Origin of the sequence: Achromobacter pestifer (genome assembly GCF_013267355.1) — a bacterium.
Lineage (GTDB): Bacteria > Pseudomonadota > Gammaproteobacteria > Burkholderiales > Burkholderiaceae_B > Achromobacter > Achromobacter pestifer_A.
This window is the reverse complement of the sequence record NZ_CP053985.1, coordinates 4962659-4986017: the sequence shown is the minus strand read 5'-3', so window position 1 is coordinate 4986017 and position 23359 is coordinate 4962659. Positions and strand designations below refer to the sequence as shown.

The 23359-nt window shown below is 67.8% G+C and carries 20 protein-coding genes; 3 read left to right on the top strand and 17 right to left on the bottom strand.

Going from position 1 to position 23359, the window contains the following annotated elements:
- Positions 1-49 precede the first annotated feature (49 nt).
- From FOC84_RS23650 to FOC84_RS23580, 15 genes are all read right to left on the bottom strand, one after another.
- Complete coding sequence (locus tag FOC84_RS23650) at positions 50-1441, bottom strand: sigma 54-interacting transcriptional regulator (RefSeq protein ID WP_173146591.1); 1392 nt, start codon at positions 1439-1441, stop codon at positions 50-52.
- Positions 1442-1490: 49 nt separating this feature from the next.
- On the bottom strand, positions 1491-3533 hold the full coding sequence (locus FOC84_RS23645; RefSeq protein WP_173146590.1) for a pilus assembly protein TadG-related protein: 2043 nt from the start codon (positions 3531-3533) through the stop codon (positions 1491-1493).
- A gap of 102 nt (positions 3534-3635) precedes the next feature.
- Entirely contained in the window at positions 3636-4064 is a 429-nt protein-coding gene (locus tag FOC84_RS23640) for a DUF3613 domain-containing protein (RefSeq protein ID WP_173146589.1), read from the bottom strand.
- A gap of 22 nt (positions 4065-4086) precedes the next feature.
- Complete coding sequence (locus FOC84_RS23635) at positions 4087-4956, bottom strand: tetratricopeptide repeat protein (RefSeq protein ID WP_173146588.1); 870 nt, start codon at positions 4954-4956, stop codon at positions 4087-4089.
- Positions 4953-5954 carry a type II secretion system F family protein gene (locus tag FOC84_RS23630; RefSeq protein ID WP_173146587.1) on the bottom strand — a complete coding sequence of 334 codons (1002 nt, stop codon included), beginning with the start codon at positions 5952-5954 and terminating at the stop codon, positions 4953-4955. Before FOC84_RS23630 ends, FOC84_RS23635 begins: the two co-directional genes overlap by 4 nt.
- A gap of 12 nt (positions 5955-5966) precedes the next feature.
- Positions 5967-6893 (bottom strand): type II secretion system F family protein, encoded by a 927-nt coding sequence (locus tag FOC84_RS23625; protein WP_173146586.1) that lies wholly within the window; start codon positions 6891-6893, stop codon positions 5967-5969.
- On the bottom strand, positions 6893-8254 hold the full coding sequence (locus FOC84_RS23620; RefSeq protein WP_173146585.1) for a CpaF family protein: 1362 nt from the start codon (positions 8252-8254) through the stop codon (positions 6893-6895). Before FOC84_RS23620 ends, FOC84_RS23625 begins: the two co-directional genes overlap by 1 nt.
- Before the next feature lie 29 nt (positions 8255-8283).
- Positions 8284-9612, bottom strand: a complete 1329-nt coding sequence (locus FOC84_RS23615; RefSeq protein WP_173146584.1) for a pilus assembly protein CpaE — start codon at positions 9610-9612, stop codon at positions 8284-8286.
- On the bottom strand, positions 9609-10970 hold the full coding sequence (locus FOC84_RS23610; protein WP_173146583.1) for a type II and III secretion system protein family protein: 1362 nt from the start codon (positions 10968-10970) through the stop codon (positions 9609-9611). The genes FOC84_RS23615 and FOC84_RS23610 overlap by 4 nt, the downstream gene beginning before the upstream one ends.
- Before the next feature lie 65 nt (positions 10971-11035).
- A complete protein-coding gene (gene cpaB / locus FOC84_RS23605) occupies positions 11036-11995 on the bottom strand; it encodes a Flp pilus assembly protein CpaB (protein WP_173146582.1) in 960 nt (319 codons plus the stop codon).
- Entirely contained in the window at positions 11992-12483 is a 492-nt protein-coding gene (locus tag FOC84_RS23600) for a TadE/TadG family type IV pilus assembly protein (RefSeq protein ID WP_173146581.1), read from the bottom strand. The genes cpaB and FOC84_RS23600 overlap by 4 nt, the downstream gene beginning before the upstream one ends.
- Before the next feature lies 1 nt (position 12484).
- Positions 12485-12946, bottom strand: a complete 462-nt coding sequence (locus FOC84_RS23595; RefSeq protein ID WP_173146580.1) for a TadE/TadG family type IV pilus assembly protein — start codon at positions 12944-12946, stop codon at positions 12485-12487.
- On the bottom strand, positions 12892-13413 hold the full coding sequence (locus FOC84_RS23590) for an A24 family peptidase (RefSeq protein ID WP_173146579.1): 522 nt from the start codon (positions 13411-13413) through the stop codon (positions 12892-12894). Before FOC84_RS23590 ends, FOC84_RS23595 begins: the two co-directional genes overlap by 55 nt.
- Positions 13414-13555: 142 nt before the next feature.
- Positions 13556-13756 (bottom strand): Flp family type IVb pilin, encoded by a 201-nt coding sequence (locus FOC84_RS23585; protein ID WP_173146578.1) that lies wholly within the window; start codon positions 13754-13756, stop codon positions 13556-13558.
- A 122-nt stretch (positions 13757-13878) separates the two neighbouring features.
- Positions 13879-14709, bottom strand: coding sequence for an MHYT domain-containing protein (locus FOC84_RS23580; RefSeq protein ID WP_173146577.1), 831 nt, complete (start codon positions 14707-14709; stop codon positions 13879-13881).
- A 609-nt stretch (positions 14710-15318) separates the two neighbouring features.
- On the opposite strand from FOC84_RS23580, the gene FOC84_RS23575 reads away from it, so the two are divergent.
- The 3 genes from FOC84_RS23575 to FOC84_RS23565 all read left to right on the top strand — a co-directional run bounded on the left by FOC84_RS23575 (position 15319) and on the right by FOC84_RS23565 (position 20122).
- Positions 15319-16917, top strand: a complete 1599-nt coding sequence (locus FOC84_RS23575; protein ID WP_254242032.1) for a ShlB/FhaC/HecB family hemolysin secretion/activation protein — start codon at positions 15319-15321, stop codon at positions 16915-16917.
- 834 nt (positions 16918-17751) lie between these two features.
- The gene (locus FOC84_RS23570; protein ID WP_438800892.1) at positions 17752-19548 is read left to right on the top strand and encodes a collagen-like triple helix repeat-containing protein; all 1797 of its coding nucleotides are present in this window, start codon (positions 17752-17754) and stop codon (positions 19546-19548) included.
- Positions 19549-19576: 28 nt separating this feature from the next.
- A complete protein-coding gene (locus FOC84_RS23565) occupies positions 19577-20122 on the top strand; it encodes a MarR family winged helix-turn-helix transcriptional regulator (protein ID WP_173146574.1) in 546 nt (181 codons plus the stop codon).
- A gap of 42 nt (positions 20123-20164) precedes the next feature.
- Here the strand turns inward: FOC84_RS23565 and FOC84_RS23560 are convergent, their stop codons facing one another.
- Both FOC84_RS23560 and FOC84_RS23555 read right to left on the bottom strand, forming a co-directional pair.
- Complete coding sequence (locus FOC84_RS23560) at positions 20165-21862, bottom strand: ABC transporter ATP-binding protein (RefSeq protein WP_173146573.1); 1698 nt, start codon at positions 21860-21862, stop codon at positions 20165-20167.
- Entirely contained in the window at positions 21859-23355 is a 1497-nt protein-coding gene (locus FOC84_RS23555) for an ABC transporter permease (RefSeq protein WP_173146572.1), read from the bottom strand. Before FOC84_RS23555 ends, FOC84_RS23560 begins: the two co-directional genes overlap by 4 nt.
- Positions 23356-23359 lie beyond the last annotated feature (4 nt).

Sequence of the window (23359 nt, the reverse complement as noted above, 5' to 3'; positions counted from 1 at the left end):
CGCCGAACCCGGAACTGTCGCCCCCTACGGGCCATTCCCTATTGCGTGTTCATATCGTCTCGGCAACGCCATCGGCGGGTTCGCCCTGTCCTGCCCCCAGTTGCAGCTTGCGCATTTTTTCCCACAACACCTTGCGGCTGATGCCCAGCGTGTGGGCGGTATCCTGGCGCCGCCAGTCATTGGCATCCAGCGCCGCCAGCACGCGCTCGCGTTCGGCGCGCTCCGCGTCGGTGAACACGGCGGGCTCGGCCCGCGCGGCGACGGCTCCAGCCATCCGCAGCGGCTCGCTCAACTGGTCGAAAATGCGTTCGATGCGCGGCGGGTCCCAAGCCTGGAACTGCCGCCGCACGATGGCGACGCGCTCGGCCACATTGGACAGCTCGCGCACATTGCCGGCGTAGCGCGTGCGCGAGACGCGCTCCAGCAGCCACCCCGGCGCTTCGTCCTCCACGCCCTGGCGCTTTAGCAAGGCGCGGAAGATCGCGGCCTTTTCCTGCGGGCCGCGCTGCTCCAGGTTGGGAATGCGCAGCTCGATGACCGCCAGCCGGTAGTACAGGTCCGCGCGGAACTCGTCCTGCCCCACCAGCACGCGCAAATCCTTGTTGGTGGCGGCAACCAGGCGGAAGTCCACCGGCACCTCCACGGTCGAACCCAGCCGGGTCACCGTGTTCTGTTCCAGGACGCGCAACAGCTTGACCTGCTGGTACAGCGGCAAGTCGCCGATCTCGTCCAGGAACAGCGTGCCGCCGCTAGCCTGCTCGAAATACCCTTTGTGCGCGCCGATCGCGCCGGTGAATGCGCCTTTGGCGTGGCCGAAGAAATGCGCCTCGAACAGGCCTTCGGGGATGGCGCCGCAGTTGACCGCCACGAAAGGTCCGTCGCGCCAGGCGGCGCGGTCATGCAGCAGGCGCGCGACGCGTTCCTTGCCCACGCCGGTTTCGCCGTGGATCAGCACGTTGCTGCGGCAGTCGGCGTACATTTCCGTCTCCGCCAGCAGGTCCTGCATGGTCGCGGACACGGCGATCAGCGGTTGCTCGCGCCGGGGAGCGGAACGGTTGAGCTGGTTCAGCGTACCCAGCAGCTCATACAGCAGCTTGCGCAGGTCCGCGGTGGTGAAGGTCAGCGGCAGCGTGTAGGAGTATTCCGGCGGGTAATAGCGCGGATCGCGTCCGCGCGCTTCCGCAGCCACCCAGATGACCGGCAGCCCCTGCGCCGCCAGCCAGTCGTAGCCGCTGAAGCGCTTGTCGCCCATCACGGATACCGACACCAGGGCGACCGCCGGCCGCGCCAGGTCGCGCGGCGGCGGAAACGCGGTGCCGGCGTCCGCCCGCAGCAGCGACACGTCCATGCCCGCCAGGCAGCGCTCGGCGCGGCCGGCAATGTCGGAAGTGCCCTCCCAGACGTACACGTCGAATTCTTCGCGCGCGAAATTCTGGCTCATGGCTTGGACCATGCGGGAAGGAAAGGGAGATGGGTCAGGGGCTTCATCATCAGTACACCAGGCGGGGCTTGCCGCAATCCACGGAAATCAGCGATACGTCGGTCTGGCCCACGCTTAGGCCCAGCGCGTTGAGCAGCTGTTGCAGCACCACGGACAGCGAACTGAGCAAGGGATCCAGCAACACCATGACGACCGACAGCACGCCGCCCACCTGCCCGCTGCCGTTCAAGGCCAGCGCGCCGACGGCGTTGACGCGGCACTGCCGGATCGCGTCCGGCACCAACGCCAGCGCGCAGGTCACATCGCTGAGCGGGGCCAGCAGGAGCGAGTTCAGGATGCCGCCAACCAATTGCAGCGTGCCGCCCAATACGCCCGTCAGGCCGCCCGTGGTCAGGCGCGTGCCAAGCTGATCCATCGCGGTTTTCGACCACTGCATGTCATTGACGACTTTGGAGATAGTCTTGCCGGCGTTGTTCTTGTCTCCGCCCACCAACCGGGTCGCCAGCTCGGTGCGCTGCGTTTCGGTCAGCGGCGTGCCAGTGTTGAACAGGTCCCCCAGAATGCCCCCGATCAGCGCGTCAGTCAGGTTGGACGCCAGCTTGGACAGGTCCACGTTGGTGGCATTGACGGTGGCGGTGGCGTTGGGCGATGGCGGCGCGGTAAGGGTCACCGACACGGGCGCCGAGGAACTGAACACCGGCAGCGTGACCCGGGCAGTCAGCGGCAATATGCCCAGTACATTCAAGACCTGATGCCGGCCCACGGATCCGAATGCGCTGGGTTCGCAGCGGTTCGTGAGCGACTGAAAATTCGCGGCGCTCGGGTCGGTGGCCGACGCCATGCCGGGGAAGCGTCCCAGGCAGACGCTGGCCGCGGCCGAGGTCACGTCGATCGTCGCCTGATTCTCGGCCAGCGGGGCCTCGCATAGCTTGCGCACCGTGCCCGTGGATTGCGCCACGTCGATGATGATGGGCAGGTCCACCGCGGTGTTCAAGGTGTTGGCCAGCAAGGGCCCGACCAGCGGAATGTTGCTGGTGTTGACGCGCAGATAGACGCGTATGCCGGCGCTGATGGCCTGCGCGCCCACGCCGCCCACGCCCACGGAAGGCGGCTCGACGATGCGCACTCGCGCATCCAGGCCCAGGAGCGGCACGCTCAGCCCCAGATTGATCAGGTTGCTGCCGTTGGCGATGGCCAGGCCGGTTTGCAGGATGTTGAGCGCGTTGACCTGGGCCTGCAAGGCGGCACTGGGATCACCGCCCAGCACATTCAGGTTCAGCACGCCGCCGTCGCCGAACAGTTTCACGGGCAGGTTCAACGGCATCACGGCCAGGACCGTGTTGATGGCGTTCTTCAACAGCCCCACGTCGGCGCCCGCGGTGCCTTGCTGGTTGATGACGGTCAACGTGGCGTTGAGCAACTGGCCGAGCGTCAGATTGTTGACCGCCGCCAGTTGCTGGGGCGTACCCACCCCGGCCGCCACCGACAGCGGCAGGCCCAGCGCCTCCAGCAGGCCGGCCGGCGTAATTCCGACATTGGCCAGCCCCGCGGCATCCAGCACGTCCAGTTGCGAGGGCGAGGCGCCCACCGTGGCCAGCAGCTGCGACAGCAGGCCGCCGCGTTCCAGCCGCAACAGCCGCGATCCCACCGTGAAGGTCGCCACGGGCTGCGTGTTGGTGGCCACCGCCGCGACCGAGGCCTTGAGGCCACCCACGCCGGGTATGAGATTGGCCAGTTGCTTGCTGACGGTGACCCGCACTGCGTTGTACGCCTGCCCGCCCACCGCGTCGAAGACGTGCATGCCGGTGGCGTCGGACCGCGTCGGGTCCCACACCTTGCATTCCACCGTGAAATCGGCCGCCGTGAAGGCGTCCAGGATGTTCGGCACATTGGCCAGGCCGGAGGCCCGGCCAGCGGCGGCGGCCCGGGTGCAATCGGCGCTTGCGCCCTGGCTCAGGACCTGCACCGCGGACAGCGCCGCCAGGTCCGCCGCCTTCTGCATTTCGCGCTTCATGTAGAAGCCGTAGCCGAGCTGCAGCACGCCCAGCAGCACCACCCCGACCAGCACCGCGAAGACGACGGCGACGGTCATGCTGCCGCGTTGCCGCGACGGCGAGGAAGGATGTGGACGACCGGCTGACATGCTCTCGCGACTCCGTATCCGCCTGCGGCGGGGAATACCCGTTCCCGGAACCTATTGGACGTTGGGAATTTCCACATTCCGGTCGAACCACACGGGGATGGGATGCTTGAAACTTTCCAGGTAGCGGTTCCAGGCCGCCGTGGAAACCGGTCCCAGCACGGGCAGGGCATTGCCGGCGCGACGGCCGTCAGCCTGCGCCGCCAGCAAGCCGCGCGTCACGTCGCCAAAGCTCTCTTGCGCCGCGGGCGCCGCGGCCGGCGTCTGCGGCAGCGGGGTCTGCATCTGCTGCACCACGGGCCGCTCCGGCATGGCGGCCGCGGGCGCCGATGCCGGGGCGGAAGCCGGCGCGGGCGCGGCGCCGGCGGCGCCCGACATGCTGCCGGTCAGCGGCGCGTTGGATTGCGCCTGGCCGGCGATGGGCGTCAGCGCGGCGCAGGCGCAGGCCAGGATGAACAAAGCGCGCGGGGTCGTACGGGACATGGCAGTGTTCCTCGATAGGGAGTTAGCGCACGATGGGGCCATTGCCCAGCCCTTCCATCAGGGGACTCATCATCGGCATGACGGCCTGCTCGCCGCTGGACACCCGGGTGGCCGGCGCAAGGGATGCGCCCGGCACCGGGGCCAGTTGGCCTCGGATCTCGGCGGCCAGTCGCAGCACCTGCCCGCGCGCTTCCTCGCTCAATTGCGCCCGCTCCATCAGGCGCTGCGCCTTGAGCGGATCGCCCTCGACCAGCAGCAGCACCGCCAGGTTCGCCACCACTTTGGCACTATCCGGCGTCAACTCGGCCGCCTGCCCCAGCGGCACGCGCGCGCCCGCTGGATCGCCCGCCCGCAGGCGCGCATAGCCCAGGTCGCCCAGGATCCGCGCGTCCATGGGCGCCAGCCTCGCCGCCCGCGAAAAGTAATCGGCCGCCTGGTCGAACTGCCCGCGCGATCCGGCGATAAGGCCCAGGCCATGCCAGCCCTCGGCCGCCTGGTCGGTGGTGGTCAGCGCGCGATAGGCCTGCTCGCTCAACGCCGCCTGGCCGGTCTGGCGCAGCGCCTCGGCGCGCAGCACGGCCACGCGCGCGTCGCTGCCGTATTTCTGCTGATAGCCGTCGATGTACGCGAGCGACGCAAAGTAGCGCTCCTGGCGCTGCGCCTCGACGATCATGGACAGCATCATCTCGGGTTCCTTGGGCCGGCTCTTGCTCTGGACCTCGTCTTCCTTCTGCCGCATCAGCGCCTGTTCCTGCTGCTGTTGCTGGATCAGCTGCCAGGCGGATTCCGCGTTGTTGGTCTTGCATCCGCTCAAGCCCGCGCCCACCACCAGCACCGTGGCCGCGAGCGCGCAGCGCCCTGCGCGCGACCTGCTTTCCGTTGCGCTATTCATTGCATCCCCCCCATGCGCGACAGGCCGCGCAACACCGCGATAAATCCCGCCCCGCCCGTCACGATCAACAGCGCGGGCAGCAGCGTCACGATCATGACCCCGGTCATCTTGACCGTGGTCTTGCCCACTTTTTCCTTCAGCTCCAGGCGCCGCTTGTCCCGCAGGCGTTCGCCGAAGCGGTTCAGGGGTTCCTGCACCGCGCCCCCGTGCTGGTCCACCTGTACGATCAGGCGGCAGATGGCGGACAGGTCGTCGTTGTTGAAGCCCGTGGCCATCCTGGCCAGCGACTGCTCGCGCGTGCGGCCGCGCACATAGAGTTCGGACGCCAGACGCAATTCGAATGACAGCACCGGCAGCACCTGGCCGAACTCCTTGACCAGCACCTGCAGGCTCTGGTCTATCGACAGGCCCACGCCCTGCAACAGCCGCAGCAGATCGATCAACAGGGGCAGCTCGTCGGCCGCCTGCCTGCGGCGGCGCGCCAGGCGCCGCTGCACGATCCATTTGGGCAGCATGTAGCCGATCGCGAAAGCCAGGAAGGCCGCGACGAAAGCACCCATCGGCATGTCCAGAAGATGCTTGCGCAGATCCAGCATAACCGCGGCCACGGGCAGCAGGATCGCCAAGCCGAACCGGATCAGGACGAAGCGCGAACGCGCGGTGCCGGGGTCGGCATAGCCCGCCATGTCCACCAGCTTGCGGTCCTCGGCGGCCAACAGCGCGTCGGCCAGCCGGCCCTCGCTCAAGCGCTTGCCGAACGTGTCGGCCGCCCGCGCAGCAGCCGCCAGCCGGCCCTGCCCGCTCTCGCCGCGCGGGGCCGCCAATGCCGTAGCGCCGCCCTCGCGCGCGGCCAGCGCCTGGTCCACCACCTGGCGGCTGCGGCCCTGGCTGCGCAGGCGCCGCGCCATGCCCAGGCCCAGCACCACCAGGCCGGCCGCCACCAGCATCAGCGCCATCGCCAGGACAGAAGACGCATTCCAGGATTGCAGGATGTTCATGCCACGCCCCCCTCAAATGGCCTTGGCCATGCGATACAGCCAATAGCAGCCGCCGATCTGGAGGCAGACCGCGGTCAGCAGCATCCTGAAGCCTTGCGGGTCCTGCCACAGGCCCATGAACAAATCGTTGTTGGCGACGATGATGAAACCCGCGATTCCCACCGGCAGCAAGGCCAGAATCCAGGCCGACAGCCGCACCTCGGCGGAGCTGGCGGTCAGTTCGTTGCGGGCCTGGGCGACGTCGCGCATGAAGGCCGCCATGCGTTCCAGCACCTGGTCGCTGCGGCCGCCGAAGCGCAAGGCCAGCGACACTACCGCCGCGACCATGTACAGCTCCTTCAGCCCATACAGGCGCGACACATGCGCCAGTGCCGCATCCAGCTCCTTGGAGCGGCTCAGGCTAGCCGCGGTCTCCACCACTTCGCGCAAGGGTTCGTCGGTAGCGGCCGCGGCGGTCTGGAACGCGGCGCCCATGCTGTTGCCGATGGTGAGCAGGCGTACGATGTTGTCCAGGAAAGCAGGCAGCTGCGAGATCATGCGCCGCTGGCGCTTGTCGGCCCGCAGCCACAACAGGAAGTATGCAAACACGGCCAGCAGCAGGAACGTCACCACGCCCGACAGCGCCCCCAGCAAGGTCCAGGCCAGCGCGGCACCGCCAACAACGGGCAGCGCGATGCGCAGATACAGGCCGGCGCTTTGCCGCAAGCCGGCCAGGCGCAGCAAGCGGTCCCAGCCGGCAAAGCCGCTGCGGAACTGGCGCGAGTTCTCGGCGAAAGGCGCATCGGCGGCGGGCGCGTCGCGGCCCCGCTGCAGCTGGCTTTCCAGAAAGGCGGAGCTGGCCGCCCGCCGCGCGCTGCGGTCGGCATGGCGCCATAGCAGCACGGCCCCGATGGCGAGCACCGCAGCCAGGCTTGCAAGCACCAGGGCTTCCTCCAGCATCAGCGCCTCCTGCTCCAGAAGCCGCCGCCCCCGCCATCGCGGTCGTCCGGCGGGTTGTCATTGGTGCGCGCCTCGTTGCGCAGCTTGGCCAGCTTGGGCGTGTGGGGGTGGATGCCCAGCCAGTTCCAGCGATCCTTCTCATCGCCGTCCGGCGTCGCATAGGATTCGTGGCGATAGAGTTCCTGCGTGGAGATCACGTTGTCGCCCATGCCGGTGATCTCGGTCACCGACAGCACACGGCGCTTGCCGTTGGACAGGCGGCCGATCTGCACGATGAAGTCCAGCGCGCTGGCGATCTGCCTGCGCAGGCTGTCCTCGCTGCCCTGGAATCCGGCGAATCCGGCCAGCATCTCGATCCGGTACAGGCATTCGCGCGGGGAATTGGCGTGGATGGTCGCCATCGAACCCTCATGCCCGGTGTTCATGGCCTGCAGCATGTCCATGACCTCGGCGCCGCGCACTTCGCCCACCACCACGCGGTCCGGCCGCATGCGCAGGCTGTTGCGGATCAGCTCGCGGATGGTGACCGCGCCGCTGCCGTCAAAGCCCCCCTGGCGCGATTCCAGCCGCACCACGTGCGGATGGTTGAGCGACAGCTCGGTGGTGTCCTCCACCGTCACCACGCGTTCCGTTTCGGGGATGAAGAACGCCAGGGCGTTCAGCAGCGAGGTCTTGCCCGAACTGGTGCCGCCAGAAACCAATATATTGCAGCGGTTCTTCACCGCCTCGTTCAGCAGCCGGTAGATCTCTTCGTCGAAGCTGCCCAGGGTCAGCAGGTCCGCCGGCTTGAGCGGGTCCTGGCGGAATTTGCGGATCGACACCATGGGGCCATCCACCGCCAGCGGCTCGATCACCACGTTCAGGCGGCCGCCATCGGGCAGGCGCGCGTCCACCATGGGGCTGGACTCGTCCAGCCGGCGGCCGATCGGCGCCAGGATGCGGCGCACGATGCGCAGCACGTGCTGGTTGTCGGTGAAGCGCAGCGTCTCGCGCGCCAGCACGCCGCGGCGCGAGACGAAAACATTGTCGTAGCCGTTGATCAGGATGTCTTCCACGGCCGGGTCCGCCAGCAGGTCCTCCAGCGGCCCCAGGCCGGCCAGCTCTTTGGTCAGCGCCTCGGCAATGGCGCGCATTTCGCCTTCATTGATGGGCACCCGACGCAAGCGCACAAAACTCGCGACCTCGATGTCCACGAACTCCTGGATCGCCGACCGAGCCCAACGGCCGAACTCCGCGCCCAGCTCCTCGATGCGCGACAGCAGGTGCTCGTAGGCCGCCGTCTTCACTTCCTGGTAGCGGTCCGAGGCCGAGAAGCCTTTGTCGCCATCGCCGCCAAACTCTATCGTTGCTGTCATGATCATGTCGGATCCCGTAACCGTCTGTCTGTCCGTCAACCGACCACCATGCGGCGGTGCACGCCGGGCAGCCAGGTGGCCAACCAGCCTGACCGCCCGCCGGCCCCGCTCTCTTCGGCGCACAGGCGTTCGGCCAGCGCCTGCACCGCGCGCACGTAGACGTCGCGCTCGGCTTCCTCGTGCAGCAGATGGCCCCGGTTCGTGCACACCATCAGGGGCAGCGTGCGGTCCGGCAGCGTGCCCACCAGTTCCAGTTGGAAGCGTTCGGCGATCTGCTGCGCGGTCATGCCGTAGCGCTCGTCATAGCGGTTGACGATCAGGCCCAGGCTGCGCCGTTCCACGTGCAGCTGCTCCAGTTCCTGCAACAGGCCGGCCAGCGACACCAGCGCGCCCACGCTCTGGTCGGTCACGATCCAGTTCAGTTGCGAGGCGCGCGCCAGGCTGGACACGAATTCAGGATTGGTGAAGCCGCCCGTATCGGCCACCACAACCGAGAAATGCTGGCGCATGCGCTCGAACACCAGCAACGAATCCGACTGCGACACGTCGCGCATCTGGCCCAGGTCGCGCGGCAGCGACAGCACGCTCAGACCATTGGCCGTATGCGCCATGGCCGACCCCAGCAGCGTGGAATCGAGGCGGCGCAAATTGCGCGCGGCCTCGGCGAAGTCGAAGTCGCCGCCGATATTCAGATAGAGCTGGCAGTCGCCCACGGGCCAGCCCAGGTCCATCAGCGCGACGCGGCTGGACAGGGGCAGCGGCTCGCCGGAGGGCTTGGCCGCCTTGGCTCCGGCAGCGGCGGCGCGTTGGACCTGAGCAAGCTTCAGGCGGTCCTGCGCCATGCCTGCCAGATGCACGGCCAAGGTGCTGGTACCCACGCCGGGACGCGCGCCCAGCAGCACGACGCTGCGGCGCGTACCGTCCATGCGGCCGCTGGACGGGCGGTCGAGCAGGCGCAGCACCACTTCCTTGATCTCCTGCGGCGCCACCGAAGGATCGACAAAATCGCTCACGCCCGCCCGCAAGGCGGCGATCGCGCCCTCCGGCTGGCTCAGGAAGCCCACCGCCACGCGCGGCACCGTCGGCGCGATGCGCGCCAGCAAGCGCGCCAGTTCGGCGGACTTGAACAGTTTTCCGGGCTCGTCGTCGCTCAAGGTGAAATCCAGGAACACCACCTGCGGCGCGATCTCCGTCAGGCGCCGCGCCAGTTCCTCTATGCGCGGCGATTCCTGGGTCAGCATCCCCAGGTCGCCCAAGGCCTGCCCCAGCTGCGCGGCAACCGTGTTGCCCTGGGAGCAGAACAGGAACCGCGTGCCGTTTTGCAGGCCCACCCATTCGCTGGCATGTGTCTTCATATCGCTCACCGTGAAAAGCCCGGCATTTGCTGGCCGCCCACCGGGCCGGTCAGGTAATAACCCCAAGCATTGAACGCCGTATCCGTCTGCTCCTGCTTGGCTCCCGGCAGCGGCAAGGCCACGCCGCGCGCGATGGGGCGCACCAGGCGCGGGGTCACGACGATGACCAGCTCGGTGTCCTCCTGGGAGTAGTCGACGCTGCGAAAGAAGGCCCCGATGATGGGCAGGTCGCCCAGCATGGGCACCTTGTTGACCATGGCCTTGGTCTGGCGCGACACCAAGCCGCTGATCACGAAGCTCTCGCCATCGCCCAGTTCGACGGTGGTGTCCGCGCGCCGGGTACGCAGGGCCGGAATGATGGTGCTGGTGTCCGCGCTGGTGTTGATGGCGATGCCGTTGGTGTAGTCGAGTTCGCTGGCCTCGGGCGCGACCTTCAGCGAAATGCGGTCGCGCGACAGCACGGTGGGCGTGACGGTCAGTCCGATGCCGAAGGGCTTGAAGGTCACGTTGACCGTCCCCAGGCCGCCGGCCTGCGGAATCGGCAGCTCGCCGCCGGCCAGGAAGCTGGCGCTCTGCCCCGTCAAGGCCACCAGGGTCGGCTCGGCCAGGACGCGCGCCATGCCATTGGTCTGCAGCAGGCGCAGCCGCGCCGAGAAATTGTTGGAGTCGTAGAACAGCGAGAACCCCGCCGCCAACGGACCGCCCAGGCTGGCGGGCATGGTGGAGCTGCCGCCGCTCCAGGGACCGTTGCTGGCCGTGAAGCTGATGCCGGCCGCCTTCATCACCGAACGCGACACTTCCACGACCTTCACCTCCACCTGCACCACGCCGCCCGCGCCGGCGGTGGACATGTCCACCACATTTTTTTCCCCGCCCACGGCGGACGCCGCCATGGCGGCCGACGCGATCTGCCCCAACTGCGATTCGGCGTGGCCCGACACGACGGCCTGTCCGCCCGCGATGTCGACGTTGGCGCCGCCGCCCAGGCCGCGGCTCGCCAGCGCGCCCTGCACGCTGCCGCCGACGCGGACGTTCCAGATCTGCGGCGCGGCGTTGTTGCCGGTCCAGACCTGCAATTGCGTGGTGCCGGGCTTCTTGCCATAGAGCAGCACGGAGCCCGCGCGCTTGCCGCTGGCGGGCAATACCTTCACGTCCGCCACGTCGGGATCGCCGATGGCGATGCGCGTGGGCGCGCCGCTCTCCAGCATGAGGGTCTGCTGCCCCTTCACCGCCATCGAGATGTCGCGAGCCGGCGCACTCGCGCCGGCCGCGGGCGCCGCGCTCTGTGCCAGGCCGAGGCCTGCGTGCGTCATCGCTGCCGCGGCCGACAGCAGGCAGATCATGGTGGTGCGCTGATGCTTCTTCATAGTGCTGGACCCGATGATGTAATAAGTCCGGCTGCGGCCAACGCCTGGTCCGCCCGCAGCCCCGTTCAATAGCGCACGCGCTCGGATTTTTCTCCTCGGATGATTTCCACTGTCCGGCCGCCGCCGGCGCCCTGCTGCCGGCTGGCGGCGCGGGCGGCAGGCGCCAGCGCCGCGGCCGTCGTGCCGTCCAGTTGCACCAGACTCTCGCCGGCATAGGCGCGGTTGGAGCCCGACAGCAGCGACTCGCGCTGCGCGGGCGTCAGATCGGCGCGGACCGGCAATACCGTGCCGCGCTGCGCGAACAGCTGCGCGTCCGGCATGCTGTCGTCGCCCACCGGGCGCAGCGCCAGCTGCAGGCGGCCTGCGCGGCTGGCCAGCATCAGTTCATTGACGCGATCGACCGGCACGGCCAGCACCGCGGTACGCGCTGGCTGGCCCGGGCCGCCCTGCTGCAAGGCCGACTTTTCATCCGGCCCTTCCACCGAGGCCCGGCCGTAAGCCAGCACGCGCACCTGGGACTGCAGCAGGCGGGCCTGGCCCACCGCCACTTCCGCGCTTTTTTCGATCATGAAGAACACGTCCACCATGTCGCCAGGAACGATGCGGTTGCCGCCGCCGATCACTTCGTCCACCGAAATGGCAACGGCGCGCTCGCCCGGCTTGAGCTGGCGCGCCAGCCCTTGCGTCAACAGGCTGGGCACGATCGGATCGCCCGCGGCGATGTCGACCTTCGCCACTGCGCCTTCCAGCGGCGCGATGTCGGCAAAGCCGCCGGACAGCGCCACCTGCCATTGCGCCACCGTCAGCATTCTTGCGCTGTCGATGCGCGAGCCCGCCGGTATCGGCTCGCGGGCCACCACCACCGGATGGAGCTTGACCGGCTCCGCGGGCGCCGCCTCGACAGGCGCGGGCGCCACGCTGGCCGGGGGGCTGGCGGGCGCCGAGGCCAACCGCCACGCCACGAAGGCCAACGCCAGGCCCGCCACCAGCAACATACCCGCAACGATCTTGCTCAGACTGCTCATGGTGTCCCCTGCGATATCTGCACGACGGCCTGCGAACGCAACCGGCTCGGCACCCAGTTCCGGTTCGTGCCCGGCAAGGCGGTGATCAGCCCGCGCACGGTCTCCAGCAGCGGCCAGGACTGGGTGTTGTAGGTCATGGCGACGGTGGCGCAATCCGCTTGCCTGCCGCCCGCCCCGGTCCAGGCGCAAGGCGCCCGCGTCGTGCTGCACAGCACCGCCGAACCGGCGGAAAAGCTACCCATCGCCGCCAGGCAGGCCGCCGCCGGCACGTCGGCCTGGCCGTTGAAGCGGGCATGGACCGCGGCGCGCGCGCCGTCGGCCGCGGCGGCGGCCAACTGTTGCTGCATCCAGAACAGCGCGCCGAACCCGACCACGCCGCAGATGAAAAGCAGCAGCAGGGTGAGCGTCAGCGAGAACTCCAGGGCCGCGATGCCGCGCTGACGCTGGCGTGGCGTCTTGCCCACAGGGCGTTGCGGATAGGCGCGCATCTCAGCCTCCCCCGCCCAGGGCATTGCCCAGATGCACCGTGGCGCGCGCGCTCAGTACGCTGGAGGCCGGCATCAGCGCCGCCTGCAAGAGCGGCACGGACGGGATGAGCGGATGGGCGCCATACGCATAGGACACGTAAACCTCAATCTGGTCCTGCGCCAGCGGCAAACCGCTGCAGGCGCCGCCGGCGGCGCTGCTCAACGCACCCGCGCTGCCGCAGACCGCCACCTGCACCGGCGCCGCGGACATGGCGCTGATCCATTCCGCCTGATACAGCGCCGAATCGCGTCCGGCCTCGGCCCTTGCGGTCAACGACGCGGCGCCGGCCTGCCACTGCAGGACCTTGCGCGCGCCGTCCTGCGCGGCCAGCGTCACGGAATGCTGGGCAGCGACCACCAGCGAGTACGTCAGGATCCCGTAAAACACCAGGAAGAACACCACGAATACCAGGGCGAACTCCACGGAATAAGAACCGCGCTGCAGGCGGCAAGGCCCAGATACGCGGCATAGGGAATCTGACGCGCCCGGTTGCTCAGCGCCCAGACCCGCGACACCGCCAGGTACAACAGGCCATGCAGGCCGGCCAGCACGCTGGCCAGCGCCAGCGTCACCAACAGCGGCGCGAAACCCAGCAGCAGCCCGAGCACGGCGATGGCCTTGATATCCCCTGCTCCCATGAGGCGTCTGCGCCACAGCGGCAGGAATGGCACTGCAACCAGAAAACCGGCCAGCGCCATCAACCATCCCGACCATCGCGGCGGATAGGCCCAGCCGGGCGCCAGCAAGGCCGCCAGCAGCCATAGCGATTGGCCCGCGAGTCCCGCGACGATCAGCCGGTTGGGGACGCGGCGATAGCGCAGATCGGCGTGGATCAGCGCCAGAATCCAGCATGCAAACAACAGCCACCACAGCACTACCCCTGGATACAAGGCTAGACCTTCTGAAAAAACGGATGCGACGACGGGCGCGCCGGACGGGCGCGGACTCCTTCAATCAAGTGATGCCATGTTGCGGGTACGCGCCGCGGCGGCCAGGCACACACCGCCGCCACGACGCGGACTGGCTTGCGGCTCAGGTCGGAGGCGGGGTGCTGGTGCCGGTCTTGGCGTTGTCCAGCTTGGTGCCTAGTTCCTCGAACATGCCTTTCAAGGACCCGGTAAAGGCCCCCACCGCGACAATGAGAGCTACCGCCACCATTCCCGCGATCAGCCCGTACTCCAGGGCGGTGATGCCATCTTCGTCATTCCAGAACTGCGCAAGTGTTGCTTTCATGTCGAGCTCCATGGGTCTCGATTGATGACCGGGGCCGTTCCTCGAAAGGCAGAGCCAGCCCCCTAAAGCCTGGAACCGCCCACACGCCGCCCTTGCTTGCGCGGCGCGCGTCCAGGGTCCAGCTAACCCGGCCCCGGCGTGGCGCCGGGAAATCTGTCCGTAACCACGCCAGGGGCCGATTCAATGATCGAGTCGATGCGCTGCGCCGTGCGCGCGCGAAAGCGTTTGGAGGCGCGCTGCAAATGCCAGCGCATGACCAGCAAGGTGACGATCGACAGCGCAAAAGCGATATACGGCAGCATGGCGCCGCCGACATGCAGTCCAATGGCGTCGTTAGGGGCCGCGCAGATGACCGCGCCCGCGGCCGCGCCGGTGTAGTGCATGCCGCAGACGGCGACGGCCATCAAAATGGCCGCGCCAATGCGCTGGCGTTCGTTCTGGGTATTGAAGGCAAGCCACAGCGCGGCGGTAGCCGCGACGACGGCGATCAGTACCGACAAAACCACCAGCGGCAGATTCCAGAGCAATACCGCCGGCATGCGCGCGGCGCTCATGCCCACATAATGCATGGAAGCCACGCCGAACCCCGCAGCGCAGCCGCCGACCAGGCAGCGAAGAAAAGTGAAACGGTCCCGCCCGACATACCAGAACGCCCAGCCGGAAAACCCTGCGGCAACCACGAAGCTGAGTATCGTCAGGCCAACCTGATAACCGACTTCAAAAGGCAGGTTCTGCGCCAGCATGCCGATGAAATGCATGCTCCAGATACCCACGCCGCCCATCGCCACGGCGCCGATGACGATATAGCCGATGCGGATTTCGCCGTCCTGGGTTTCCGCGCGGATACCTGCGGCGGCCAGCAGGGCCACGTATGAACCCAACGCCGCAATCAGGAACGACAGCGCCACCAGGCCGCCGTTGAAGGAGAGCGGAACGACGTCTCCCGGGCTCATGAACGCTCCCCGTGTGGCAAGCGGCAGCGCCAACGCGCGGCCGGCAGGCAGTTGCAGTGCTTCTTGCAGTAATCCCCAGCCATCTTTGCCTCCAGGCGGGTCCACACATTTTGCGTATTTTTGATACGTATCTTTAGTTTATATATTGCCAAATCATACACATCAGGGTTTTCACTGAATTTCGCGATATTGCGACATGAGATGTGTAACGAACACTGCTAAGTTTTCGAAAACATTAATAAAAACCTCTGAACCGCGCTTATCTTTGGCGGAGAACATTTTCCACAGTGGAAAAATATTCCGAAATAATGTAAATCCCCCGGCCTCATCCTGGCGGAATTTGAAATTAATTGTCATCCAGCAGGAAATAATGGCACCATACACGCACCCTTAAATGCAACTTTTTCTTAACACTGTTGCACCCCTTTTCCATCCGATACTCGATCGATGTCGGCCATCCGTACAGAAGCGCCAGCGGAAATGAGAGACGAAAAAGGCAAGAGATGGACGTTCCCGGCGGGTCCGCTTTACCTCGCCCTCTTGTGCCTGGCGGCAACCGGTCCTCAATCCCGGGCGGAAGGCCCATTGCGCGGCAACCCGGTGGATGCCATGCCGCGGCTGGAGCGCCCTCCGTCCGCGACGCAACCCCCGCCCTACGTCCAGACCGCCACGCCGGAGCAACTGGCCTTGCAGGCCAGGCTGGCGCAACGCATCGTGCCGCGCAACTTCGACGTCAGCGGCGTGCGCGCGATTCCGTTCGAGGAAGTATCGGGAATGCTGAGCCCGCTTGCGGGCAAGGAGATCAGCCTGGGCCAACTGGTCCAGGAGGTCGACAAGATCACGCAGCTTTACCGCGACAAGGGCTTTCCGCTTTCCTTCGCGCTGGTGCAGAACCAGACCTTCGCCAACGGCCTGGTAGTGGTGACGGTGGTCGAGGGCTACATCGCCCGCGTGCGGATCGAAGGCGATCTCGGCAATGCGCAAGGCAGGCTTGAGGCGCTGGCCGCGCCCATGCAGGAGGAAAGGCCGCTCAAGCAGGCCACACTGGAACGCCAGCTGAACCTGATGCGCACGGTGCCAGGCGTCAAGTTCACGCCCAGCCTGGACCTGCCCCGCCGCGCCGACGGCGCGACCGAACTGGTGCTGGCAGCCAGCCGCCAACCCGTCAGCCTGACGGGAGGCATCGCGGACCTGGGCACCGGCATGCAGCCCGTGGTGAACCTGGCGACCAACAGCCTGACGCCCTTGGGCGAGCAAGTGAAACTGACCGCCTCGGTGCCCTTCAATACCGATGACGTGAAGTATGTGTCGGGGGAAATCCGCGTGCCGCTTGGCGCCGATGGCTTGGCGCTGAAGATCGACGGCTATCACTACGATGCGCGGCCCCAGGACGACGCGATCGAAATGCTGGGCTTCGAGCGGCGCGTGAAGAACGACCGCATCGGCATCGGCGTGAGCTATCCGTTCCTGTTGAACAACACCCGCTCGCTGACCGGAACCCTGGGCGTCTACGCGGCCAATTCCAAGGACCGGTACGAGGCCCGCAACACCGACCGATGGCTGCAACAGGATGCGCAGGTGCGCGCGGCGACCGCCGAGATGCGCTACATCCAGGTGTCCGAGACCAAGGCCACGGACGTCACTCTGAGCGTGGCCAAGGGTTTTGACGCCGCGGGCGCGAAAAAAGACATCTCGACCAACTACGGCTATTCCGCCACCCCGCTGCTGGACCTGGATTTCACCCGCTACAACCTCAACGCCAGGCAGACCTTCGTGCTGCCCGCCCAGATCGGCCTGGTTTTCTCCGGCGCGGCGCAATACTCCAGCAATATCCTGCCTTCGTCCGAACAGATCTCGTACGGCAGCTGGCGCTACGCCATGGGCTATCCGCAGGGCGAGCAAAGCGGCGACAAGGGCGTGGGCGTGTCGGCGGAGATCAATCGCCGCTTCGGCGTGGGCTGGGAATACCTGTCCAGCGTGCAGCCCTACGCCCTGGTCGACTACGCACGCACTTGGTACAACAACAAGGATCTGCAGACCCTGAATCAGCGGCACCTGTCATCGGTTGCCCTGGGCCTGCGCTTTACCGACGACAAGTACTATCTGTTCGATTTCAACGTCGCCAAGCCGGTGGGATCGGCCACGGTCAACGATGACAGAAACGTGCGCTTCAACGCCAATTACTCCCTGTTCTACGACGCGTTCTAGCAGCCCTGGACGACGCGGCCGACAGCCAGATCAACGCCCGTTGCGACGGGCGTTTTCTATTGGGCGGCGCCGCCGGCGTTACGTAACGTCCGACGTAACGTTACGTCGGATGGCCGGCTTTCCGTAACATTCGCAGGCTCCGCGCGATCGCAAAAATGGGAATTTTCCAGATCTAAGGAAAACCCTTGTTTTTCTTAATATCCCATTGATAAAAAAGGAATTTAATTCCTCATAAATTACCGGAACTGCCGTTTTGTTCGGGGTATGAAAAATCTTGGCATGGTTTATGCATCAGGAAGCGTATCGGGTTGTTTCGACGCCTGACTCTTCCAACCAAAGGAGTTCGCCATGCATACCCATTCCGACACGCGCCGCCTGCAACGCGTCCTGACCGCTACCGTCATGGCCACTGCGCTGGTGAGCGCCCTGGCCGCCTGCGGCGGTGGCGGCGGCGGCAAGAAAACCGCGGGCCTGCCCGGAACGGACATTCCGACCAACCCTGGCGGTGGCGGCCTTGATCCCGGCGGCGGCCTCAACCCTGGCGGCGGCACCAATCCTGGCGGCGGCACCGATCCCGGCGGCGGCACCACCCCCGGTGGCGGCACCAACCCCGGCGGCGGCACCAACCCCGGTGGCGGCACCAACCCCGGCGGCGGCACCAACCCCGGCGGCGGCACCAACCCCGGCGGCGGCACCAACCCCGGCGGCGGCACCAACCCCGGCGGCGGCACCAACCCCGGCGGCGGCACCAACCCCGGAGGCGGCACCAACCCCGGAGGCGGCACCAACCCCGGCGGTGGCACCAACCCCGGTGGCGGCACCAACCCGCCGCGCGTGAGCGGCCTGCTGGAAACCACGCTCGGCAGTACCGGCGCGGCGCTCGACAGCACCCTGCCCCTCAATCTGGACTCGACGCTGGGCGGCGTGGGCAAGGCGCTGGATCCCACGATCAAGCCAGTGGCGGACACCATTGTCGGCCTGACTCAGCAGCTCGGCGCCACGACCGGCTTGGGTCAGCCCACCGACGGCGTCGTCAAGCAGGTGGGCGGCCTGGTCAGCGACCTGGGCACCAGCGTCAAGGGCACGGGGCTGCCCGGTGGCCTGGGCACCGGCGTGGGAGGCCTGGTGGACGGCCTGGGCAAGACCGTGGCCAGCACCGGCGGCCTGTTGAATGCGAACCCGAACAACCCGAACCCTCTGACCACAGTGCTGGGCAATGCCACAGGCGCTGTAGGCGCCCTGACTGGGGCGCTGTCGGGCCAGGGCGGCCTGCTGCAGCCCCTGACCCAGGTGGTCGGCGGCCTGACCGGCGAGGCCTTGAGCGGCCCCGCATTGGGACTGCTGGAACCCTCATTGGGCAATACCGGCCAGGCCGTCGATAACGTGTTGCCGCTGGGCCTGCAACCCGTACTGGGCGGCGTAGGCCACGCACTCGATTCAACCGCCAGTCCGCTGGTCGCCAAGGTTACCGGTCTGACGCAGCAAGTGGGCGATGGCGCCAAGTTGGGCGCGCCGGTGGCGGGGCTGCTGAGCAGCCTGGGCGGCACCGTCACCAATCTGGGCAGCGCCTTGCCGGGAAATGCGACCGGGCTTAACGATGTCGTGCGGAACCTGGGCGGCGCGCTCAACACTGCGGGCGGCGTGCTCCATGCCTCGCCGTCCAATCCCAACCCCTTGGGCTCGACACTGCACAACGCCACGGCCGCCGTGGCCTCGCTCACCGGCACCCTGGGCCTGGGCGGAGTAACCGGCGGCCTGACGGGCGGCGCGGGCGGTACGGGCGGACTGCTGGCGCCGGTGACGGGCCTGCTCGGCAACGTAACCGGAGCCGTAGGCGGCGCAACCGGTGGCGCCAATGGCGGACTGCTGGCGCCGGTGACGGGCCTGCTCGGCAACGTGACCGGAGCCGTGGGCGGCGCAACCGGCGGCGCCAATGGCGGAGTGTTGGCTCCGGTCACGGGCCTGCTCGGCGGAGTGGCCGGAGCCGTAGGCGGCGCAACCGGCGGCGCCAATGGCGGAGTGCTGGCGCCGGTCACGGGCCTGCTCGGCGGAGTGACCGGAGCCGTGGGCGGCGCAACCGGCGGCGCCAATGGCGGAGTGTTGGCGCCGGTCACGGGCCTGCTCGGCGGAGTGGCCGGAGCCGTAGGCGGCGCAACCGGCGGCGCCAATGGCGGAGTGCTGGCGCCGGTCACGGGCCTGCTCGGCGGAGTGACCGGAGCCGTGGGCGGCGCAACCGGCGGCGCAAATGGCGGAGTGCTGGCGCCGGTCACGGGCCTGCTCGGCGGAGTGACCGGAGCCGTGGCTGGCACTGCCGGCGGCGCTGCGGCGGGCGCAGGCGTCTCGGCCGGCACAAACGGCGGCGGCCTGCTGGGCGGGCTGGTGGGCGGTGTGAACGTCGCGGCCGGCGCCGGAGCGGGCGCGGGTGCCGGCGCTTCCGCTGGCGCACCCGCCAGTTCGGGAGGATCGGGCGGCACAGCCGGCGGCGCGCCCAACGGCGGATTGCTCGGCGGGCTGCTGGGCGGTGTGACGGGCAGTCTGACGGGCGGCACGGCGGCGGGTGGCTCTTCCGGAGGGACCGCCAACGGCGGCCTGCTGGGCGGAGTGCTTGGCGGCCTGGCCGGCAAGAAGTGATCCACCGCAACCGCCAGGAATCCACATCATGCTGCAACAACAAACCTACTTTCATCACGAGCATGTGACCGGCATGGCTGAATCAGCAGGAAGCAACCGGCGGTCCGGCATGCTGGACGAAGTTGTCCTGCTGCTGGGCCGGCAGTTCGCCGCTTACAACGCGGCATGCCAGTCGGCCCTGGCGGAAAAGCTGGGCCTGCCCCTGGCGGACCTGAAGGCGCTGGAGCTGGTCATGGAGTTCGATGCCCTGCCCACGGGGCATCTGGCCCAGTTGATGGGCGTCAGTTCCGGCGGCGCGACGGCCCTGATCAACCGGCTGGAAGCGGCCGGCTATGTCCAGCGCGGCCGCCACCCGCTGGACCGCCGGATGATCGTGATCCGGCCGGTCGAGGAGACGTGCCAGATGCTGGGGCAGGAACGGCAGTGGATCGCCGAGGCCATCGCCACGACGGCGCGCGGCTATGACACCGCGGAACTGGAAACGGTGCATGCCTTTCTGATGCGTTGCGGCCGCAGCCTGAAGCGCGACACCCTGGCCTGGCTGGAGACAGGCAGCGCGCATCAGGCCGGGTAGCAAGGCGGCGGGGGCCCGGCCCCCGCTGCTTCGACCGCCGGATCAAGCCGCCTCAGGCGGCCCGAAATGCAGGCGCGGCACCGCGGCCAGCAACCTGCGCGTCATGTCCTGGCGCGGTTCGTGCAGTACCGCATCCGCCTGTCCCAGCTCGATGATGCGGCCGCCGTCCATGACGGCGATGCGGTCCGCCAGGTACTCGACCACGCCGAAGTTATGCGTGATGAACAGATAGGCAATACCCAGTTCAAGCTGCAGTTCGCGCAGCAGGTCCAGGATCTGGGCCTGTACGGAAACATCCAGCGCCGATGTGGGTTCATCGCAGATCAGCACTTTCGGCTCAACCGCCAGCGCCCGCGCGATGGCGATCCGCTGGCGCTGGCCGCCAGAGAATTCGTGCGGATAGCGCGCCAGGGTATTGGACGGCAGGCCCACGCGTTCGATCAGCCTTGCGGCGTGCGCGCGGCGCGACTCCTTGTCCATGCCGGCGCGCAGGGACGCCAGTCCCTCGTCCAGGATGTCGCCCACCCGCATGCGCGGATCGAGCGAGGCATAGGGATCCTGGAACACGATCTGGATGTCCTGCCTCAGGCGCTGCAGCGTGCGCCGGTCCGCGGACAGCACGTCCTGCCCCAGCAGCGTCGCGCGGCCCGACACGCGCGCGCCGTCGATCAAGCGCAGCAGCGCCTTGCCGGTGGTGGTCTTGCCGCAGCCGGACTCGCCCAGCAAGGCCAGGGTCTCGCCGGCCTTCAGGGTGAAGGTCACGCCATCCACGGCCTTGACCCAGGACGCGATGCGCCGCAGCGGCCCCTTGCGCACGGGGTAATGGACCTTCAGGTCCTGCACGTCCAGCACCACTGCGGTCTCGCGCGCCTGGGCGCTGGCGGCCAGCCGGGCCTCGTCACGCGCCATGGCCTCGCGGCCGCTTGCCGTGAGCGGCGTGCCGCGCTTTTCAAACGTGGGGATCGCTTCGAACAGTTGCCGCGCATAGGGATGCTTGGGCGCGCGGAAGAATTCCTCGGCGTCGGCGCTCTCAACGATCTCGCCGCCGCGCATCAGCGCCACGTGGTGGGCGACGTTCTTCACCACCGCGAGGTCGTGGGTGATCAGCAGCACCGCCATGCCCATTTCCCGTTGGATGTCGGCCAGCAGGTCCAGCACCTGCGCCTGCACCGTGACGTCCAGCGCGGTGGTGGGCTCGTCCGCGATGAGCAGCAAGGGCTCGGCCGCGAGCGCGATGGCGATCATGACGCGCTGCTTCTGTCCGCCCGAGAACTGGAAGGGATAGTCGTCGATGCGCCGTTCAGGTTCCGGGATCCCCACCCGCCGCAGCCAGTCCATGGCGCGGGCGCGCGCAGCAGTGCCGCGCAGCGGCGTATGGGCGATCAGCGTTTCGATGATCTGGTCGCCCACCCGCATGACCGGATTCAGGCTGGTGGACGGCTCCTGGAAGATGATGCCGATGCGCCCCCCGCGCACGCCGCGCATGGCGCTTTCCGGCAGGCGGTTGAGGTCTTCTCCGTCCAGGTCGATCTGCCCGCCCACGATGCTTCCGGCATCGGGCAGCAGGCGCAGGAGCGCCAGCGCCGTCATGCTCTTGCCGCAACCCGATTCGCCGACCAGCGCAAAAGTCTGGCGTCTGGAGATCGCCAGCTGCAGGCGCTTGACCGCATGCGTCATGCCGCTTTCGCTGGCGATATCGACGTCCAGGCCGTGCACTTCGAGCAAGGGAGCCTGGCTCATGGCGCATCTCCCGGGCGGGACTGGCGCGTATCGGTCGCCAGGGCCGTGCGCGGCGCGCGGCCGAACAGGCCGAAGCGCGCCATGCGGCCGGGCTTGTAGCGGCGCGTGCGCGGATCGAAGGCGTCGCGCACCGCGTCGGCGAACAGGTTGGCAGCCAGCACCAGCGCCAGCATGAACAGGAATGCGGTCAAGAGGTTCCACCAGATCATGGGGTCGCGGGACATTTCCAGACGGGCGCCGTCGATCATGGATCCGAAGGAATTCATGCTCGGATCCACCCCTATGCCCAGGTAGGACAGCACGGCTTCGTACAGGACCAGGCCCGAGAACTCCAGCACCACGGTAATCAGGACCAGATGCGCCACATTGGGCAGCAGATGGCGGGTCATGATGCGCCAGTGCGACACGCCGAAGGCCCGCGCCGCCTGCACGTATTCCAGTTCGCGCAGCTTGAGGGTTTCGGCGCGCAGCAGGCGGCACAGCCCGGCCCAGCCCGTGAAACCCAGGATCATGCAGAGCAGGAACAGCCGCAGATCGGCGCGCGCGGCCGAGGTGTCGAACAGATCGGCGTGGTTGTCGATGTACACCTGCATCATCAGCGCGCAGGCGGCCACCAGCAGCACGCCCGGAATCGAGGTGATGGTGGTGTAGAGATACTGGATGCCGTCGTCGACCTTGCCCTTGAAGTAGCCGGCGGCGATGCCGAAGACGATGGCCGGCGGCAGCATGGCGATGGTGGTGAGGCTGCCGATGACTAGCGCGGTGCGAATGCTCTTGAGGGCCTGCCACAGCACGTCGTTGCCGATGCGGTCGGTGCCCAGCGCGTGATAGCCGCTGGACAGGCCGGCAAAGGCGCCTGCCGTCAGGCACAGCAGCGTGAAGGTGACGGCCATGGCGCGCCAGGGCACGTCCGAAGCAGCTTCCTCGGCGGCCCCCGCGGCGCGCCGCCTGGCCAGGCCTGCGTACATCAGCCCGATCACGGCGGCGGACACCGCCAGCCCTGCGGCCAAGCCCAGCCCAAGCCGCTTGGCGACATCGCCCAGGTGGTCGCGGTCGGCGTCTTCCAGATGGACGCCTGCCCCCCGCAGCCGGGGAAAGTCACGCACGGGCTTGTCGTTGACGAGCATGGTTTCCTTGGTGAACTGCCGTATCGCCAAGGGCTCGGAATAGGTCTTTTCCGGCGTGGTCAGCACGGAACCCGTGAGCAGCCCGTCCAGCGCCGAGCGCACCGCGGGCGCATAGGCCGGCGGCGCGTCCGCCGCGGCGCCGGGAGCCGGGGGCAGCAGCGGCCGGTAGTGCACCGAGTCCAGCAGGCCCACCACCACGAACGCGGCCAGAATCACCGCCGAACACATGGCGGGCGTGTCGCGCGCCACGCGCGCCCAGGTCGCGCGCAGATTCGGGCTGCGGCGCACATGCCAGACATAGGCCAGCGCGCCCAGCACCATCAGCCACAGCGCGATATCGGTCCAGAGGAAGACGAACTTGGGCATGGCG

Excerpts from the sequence above, each read along its gene's own strand:
- FOC84_RS23640 (WP_173146589.1), bottom strand. The coding sequence starts at position 4,064 with ATGTCCCGTACGACCCCGCGCGCTTTGTTCATCCTGGCCTGCGCCTGC.
- FOC84_RS23650 (WP_173146591.1), bottom strand. The coding sequence starts at position 1,441 with ATGAGCCAGAATTTCGCGCGCGAAGAATTCGACGTGTACGTCTGGGAG.
- FOC84_RS23630 (WP_173146587.1), bottom strand. The coding sequence starts at position 5,954 with ATGAACATCCTGCAATCCTGGAATGCGTCTTCTGTCCTGGCGATGGCG.
- FOC84_RS23620 (WP_173146585.1), bottom strand. The coding sequence starts at position 8,254 with ATGATCATGACAGCAACGATAGAGTTTGGCGGCGATGGCGACAAAGGC.
- FOC84_RS23580 (WP_173146577.1), bottom strand. The coding sequence starts at position 14,709 with ATGAGCCCGGGAGACGTCGTTCCGCTCTCCTTCAACGGCGGCCTGGTG.
- FOC84_RS23585 (WP_173146578.1), bottom strand. The coding sequence starts at position 13,756 with ATGAAAGCAACACTTGCGCAGTTCTGGAATGACGAAGATGGCATCACC.
- cpaB (WP_173146582.1), bottom strand. The coding sequence starts at position 11,995 with ATGAGCAGTCTGAGCAAGATCGTTGCGGGTATGTTGCTGGTGGCGGGC.
- FOC84_RS23555 (WP_173146572.1), bottom strand. The coding sequence starts at position 23,355 with ATGCCCAAGTTCGTCTTCCTCTGGACCGATATCGCGCTGTGGCTGATG.
- FOC84_RS23635 (WP_173146588.1), bottom strand. The coding sequence starts at position 4,956 with ATGAATAGCGCAACGGAAAGCAGGTCGCGCGCAGGGCGCTGCGCGCTC.
- FOC84_RS23610 (WP_173146583.1), bottom strand. The coding sequence starts at position 10,970 with ATGAAGAAGCATCAGCGCACCACCATGATCTGCCTGCTGTCGGCCGCG.
- FOC84_RS23625 (WP_173146586.1), bottom strand. The coding sequence starts at position 6,893 with ATGCTGGAGGAAGCCCTGGTGCTTGCAAGCCTGGCTGCGGTGCTCGCC.
- FOC84_RS23575 (WP_254242032.1), top strand. The coding sequence starts at position 15,319 with ATGCCGCGGCTGGAGCGCCCTCCGTCCGCGACGCAACCCCCGCCCTAC.
- FOC84_RS23560 (WP_173146573.1), bottom strand. The coding sequence starts at position 21,862 with ATGAGCCAGGCTCCCTTGCTCGAAGTGCACGGCCTGGACGTCGATATC.
- FOC84_RS23565 (WP_173146574.1), top strand. The coding sequence starts at position 19,577 with ATGCTGCAACAACAAACCTACTTTCATCACGAGCATGTGACCGGCATG.
- FOC84_RS23600 (WP_173146581.1), bottom strand. The coding sequence starts at position 12,483 with ATGCGCGCCTATCCGCAACGCCCTGTGGGCAAGACGCCACGCCAGCGT.
- FOC84_RS23645 (WP_173146590.1), bottom strand. The coding sequence starts at position 3,533 with ATGACCGTCGCCGTCGTCTTCGCGGTGCTGGTCGGGGTGGTGCTGCTG.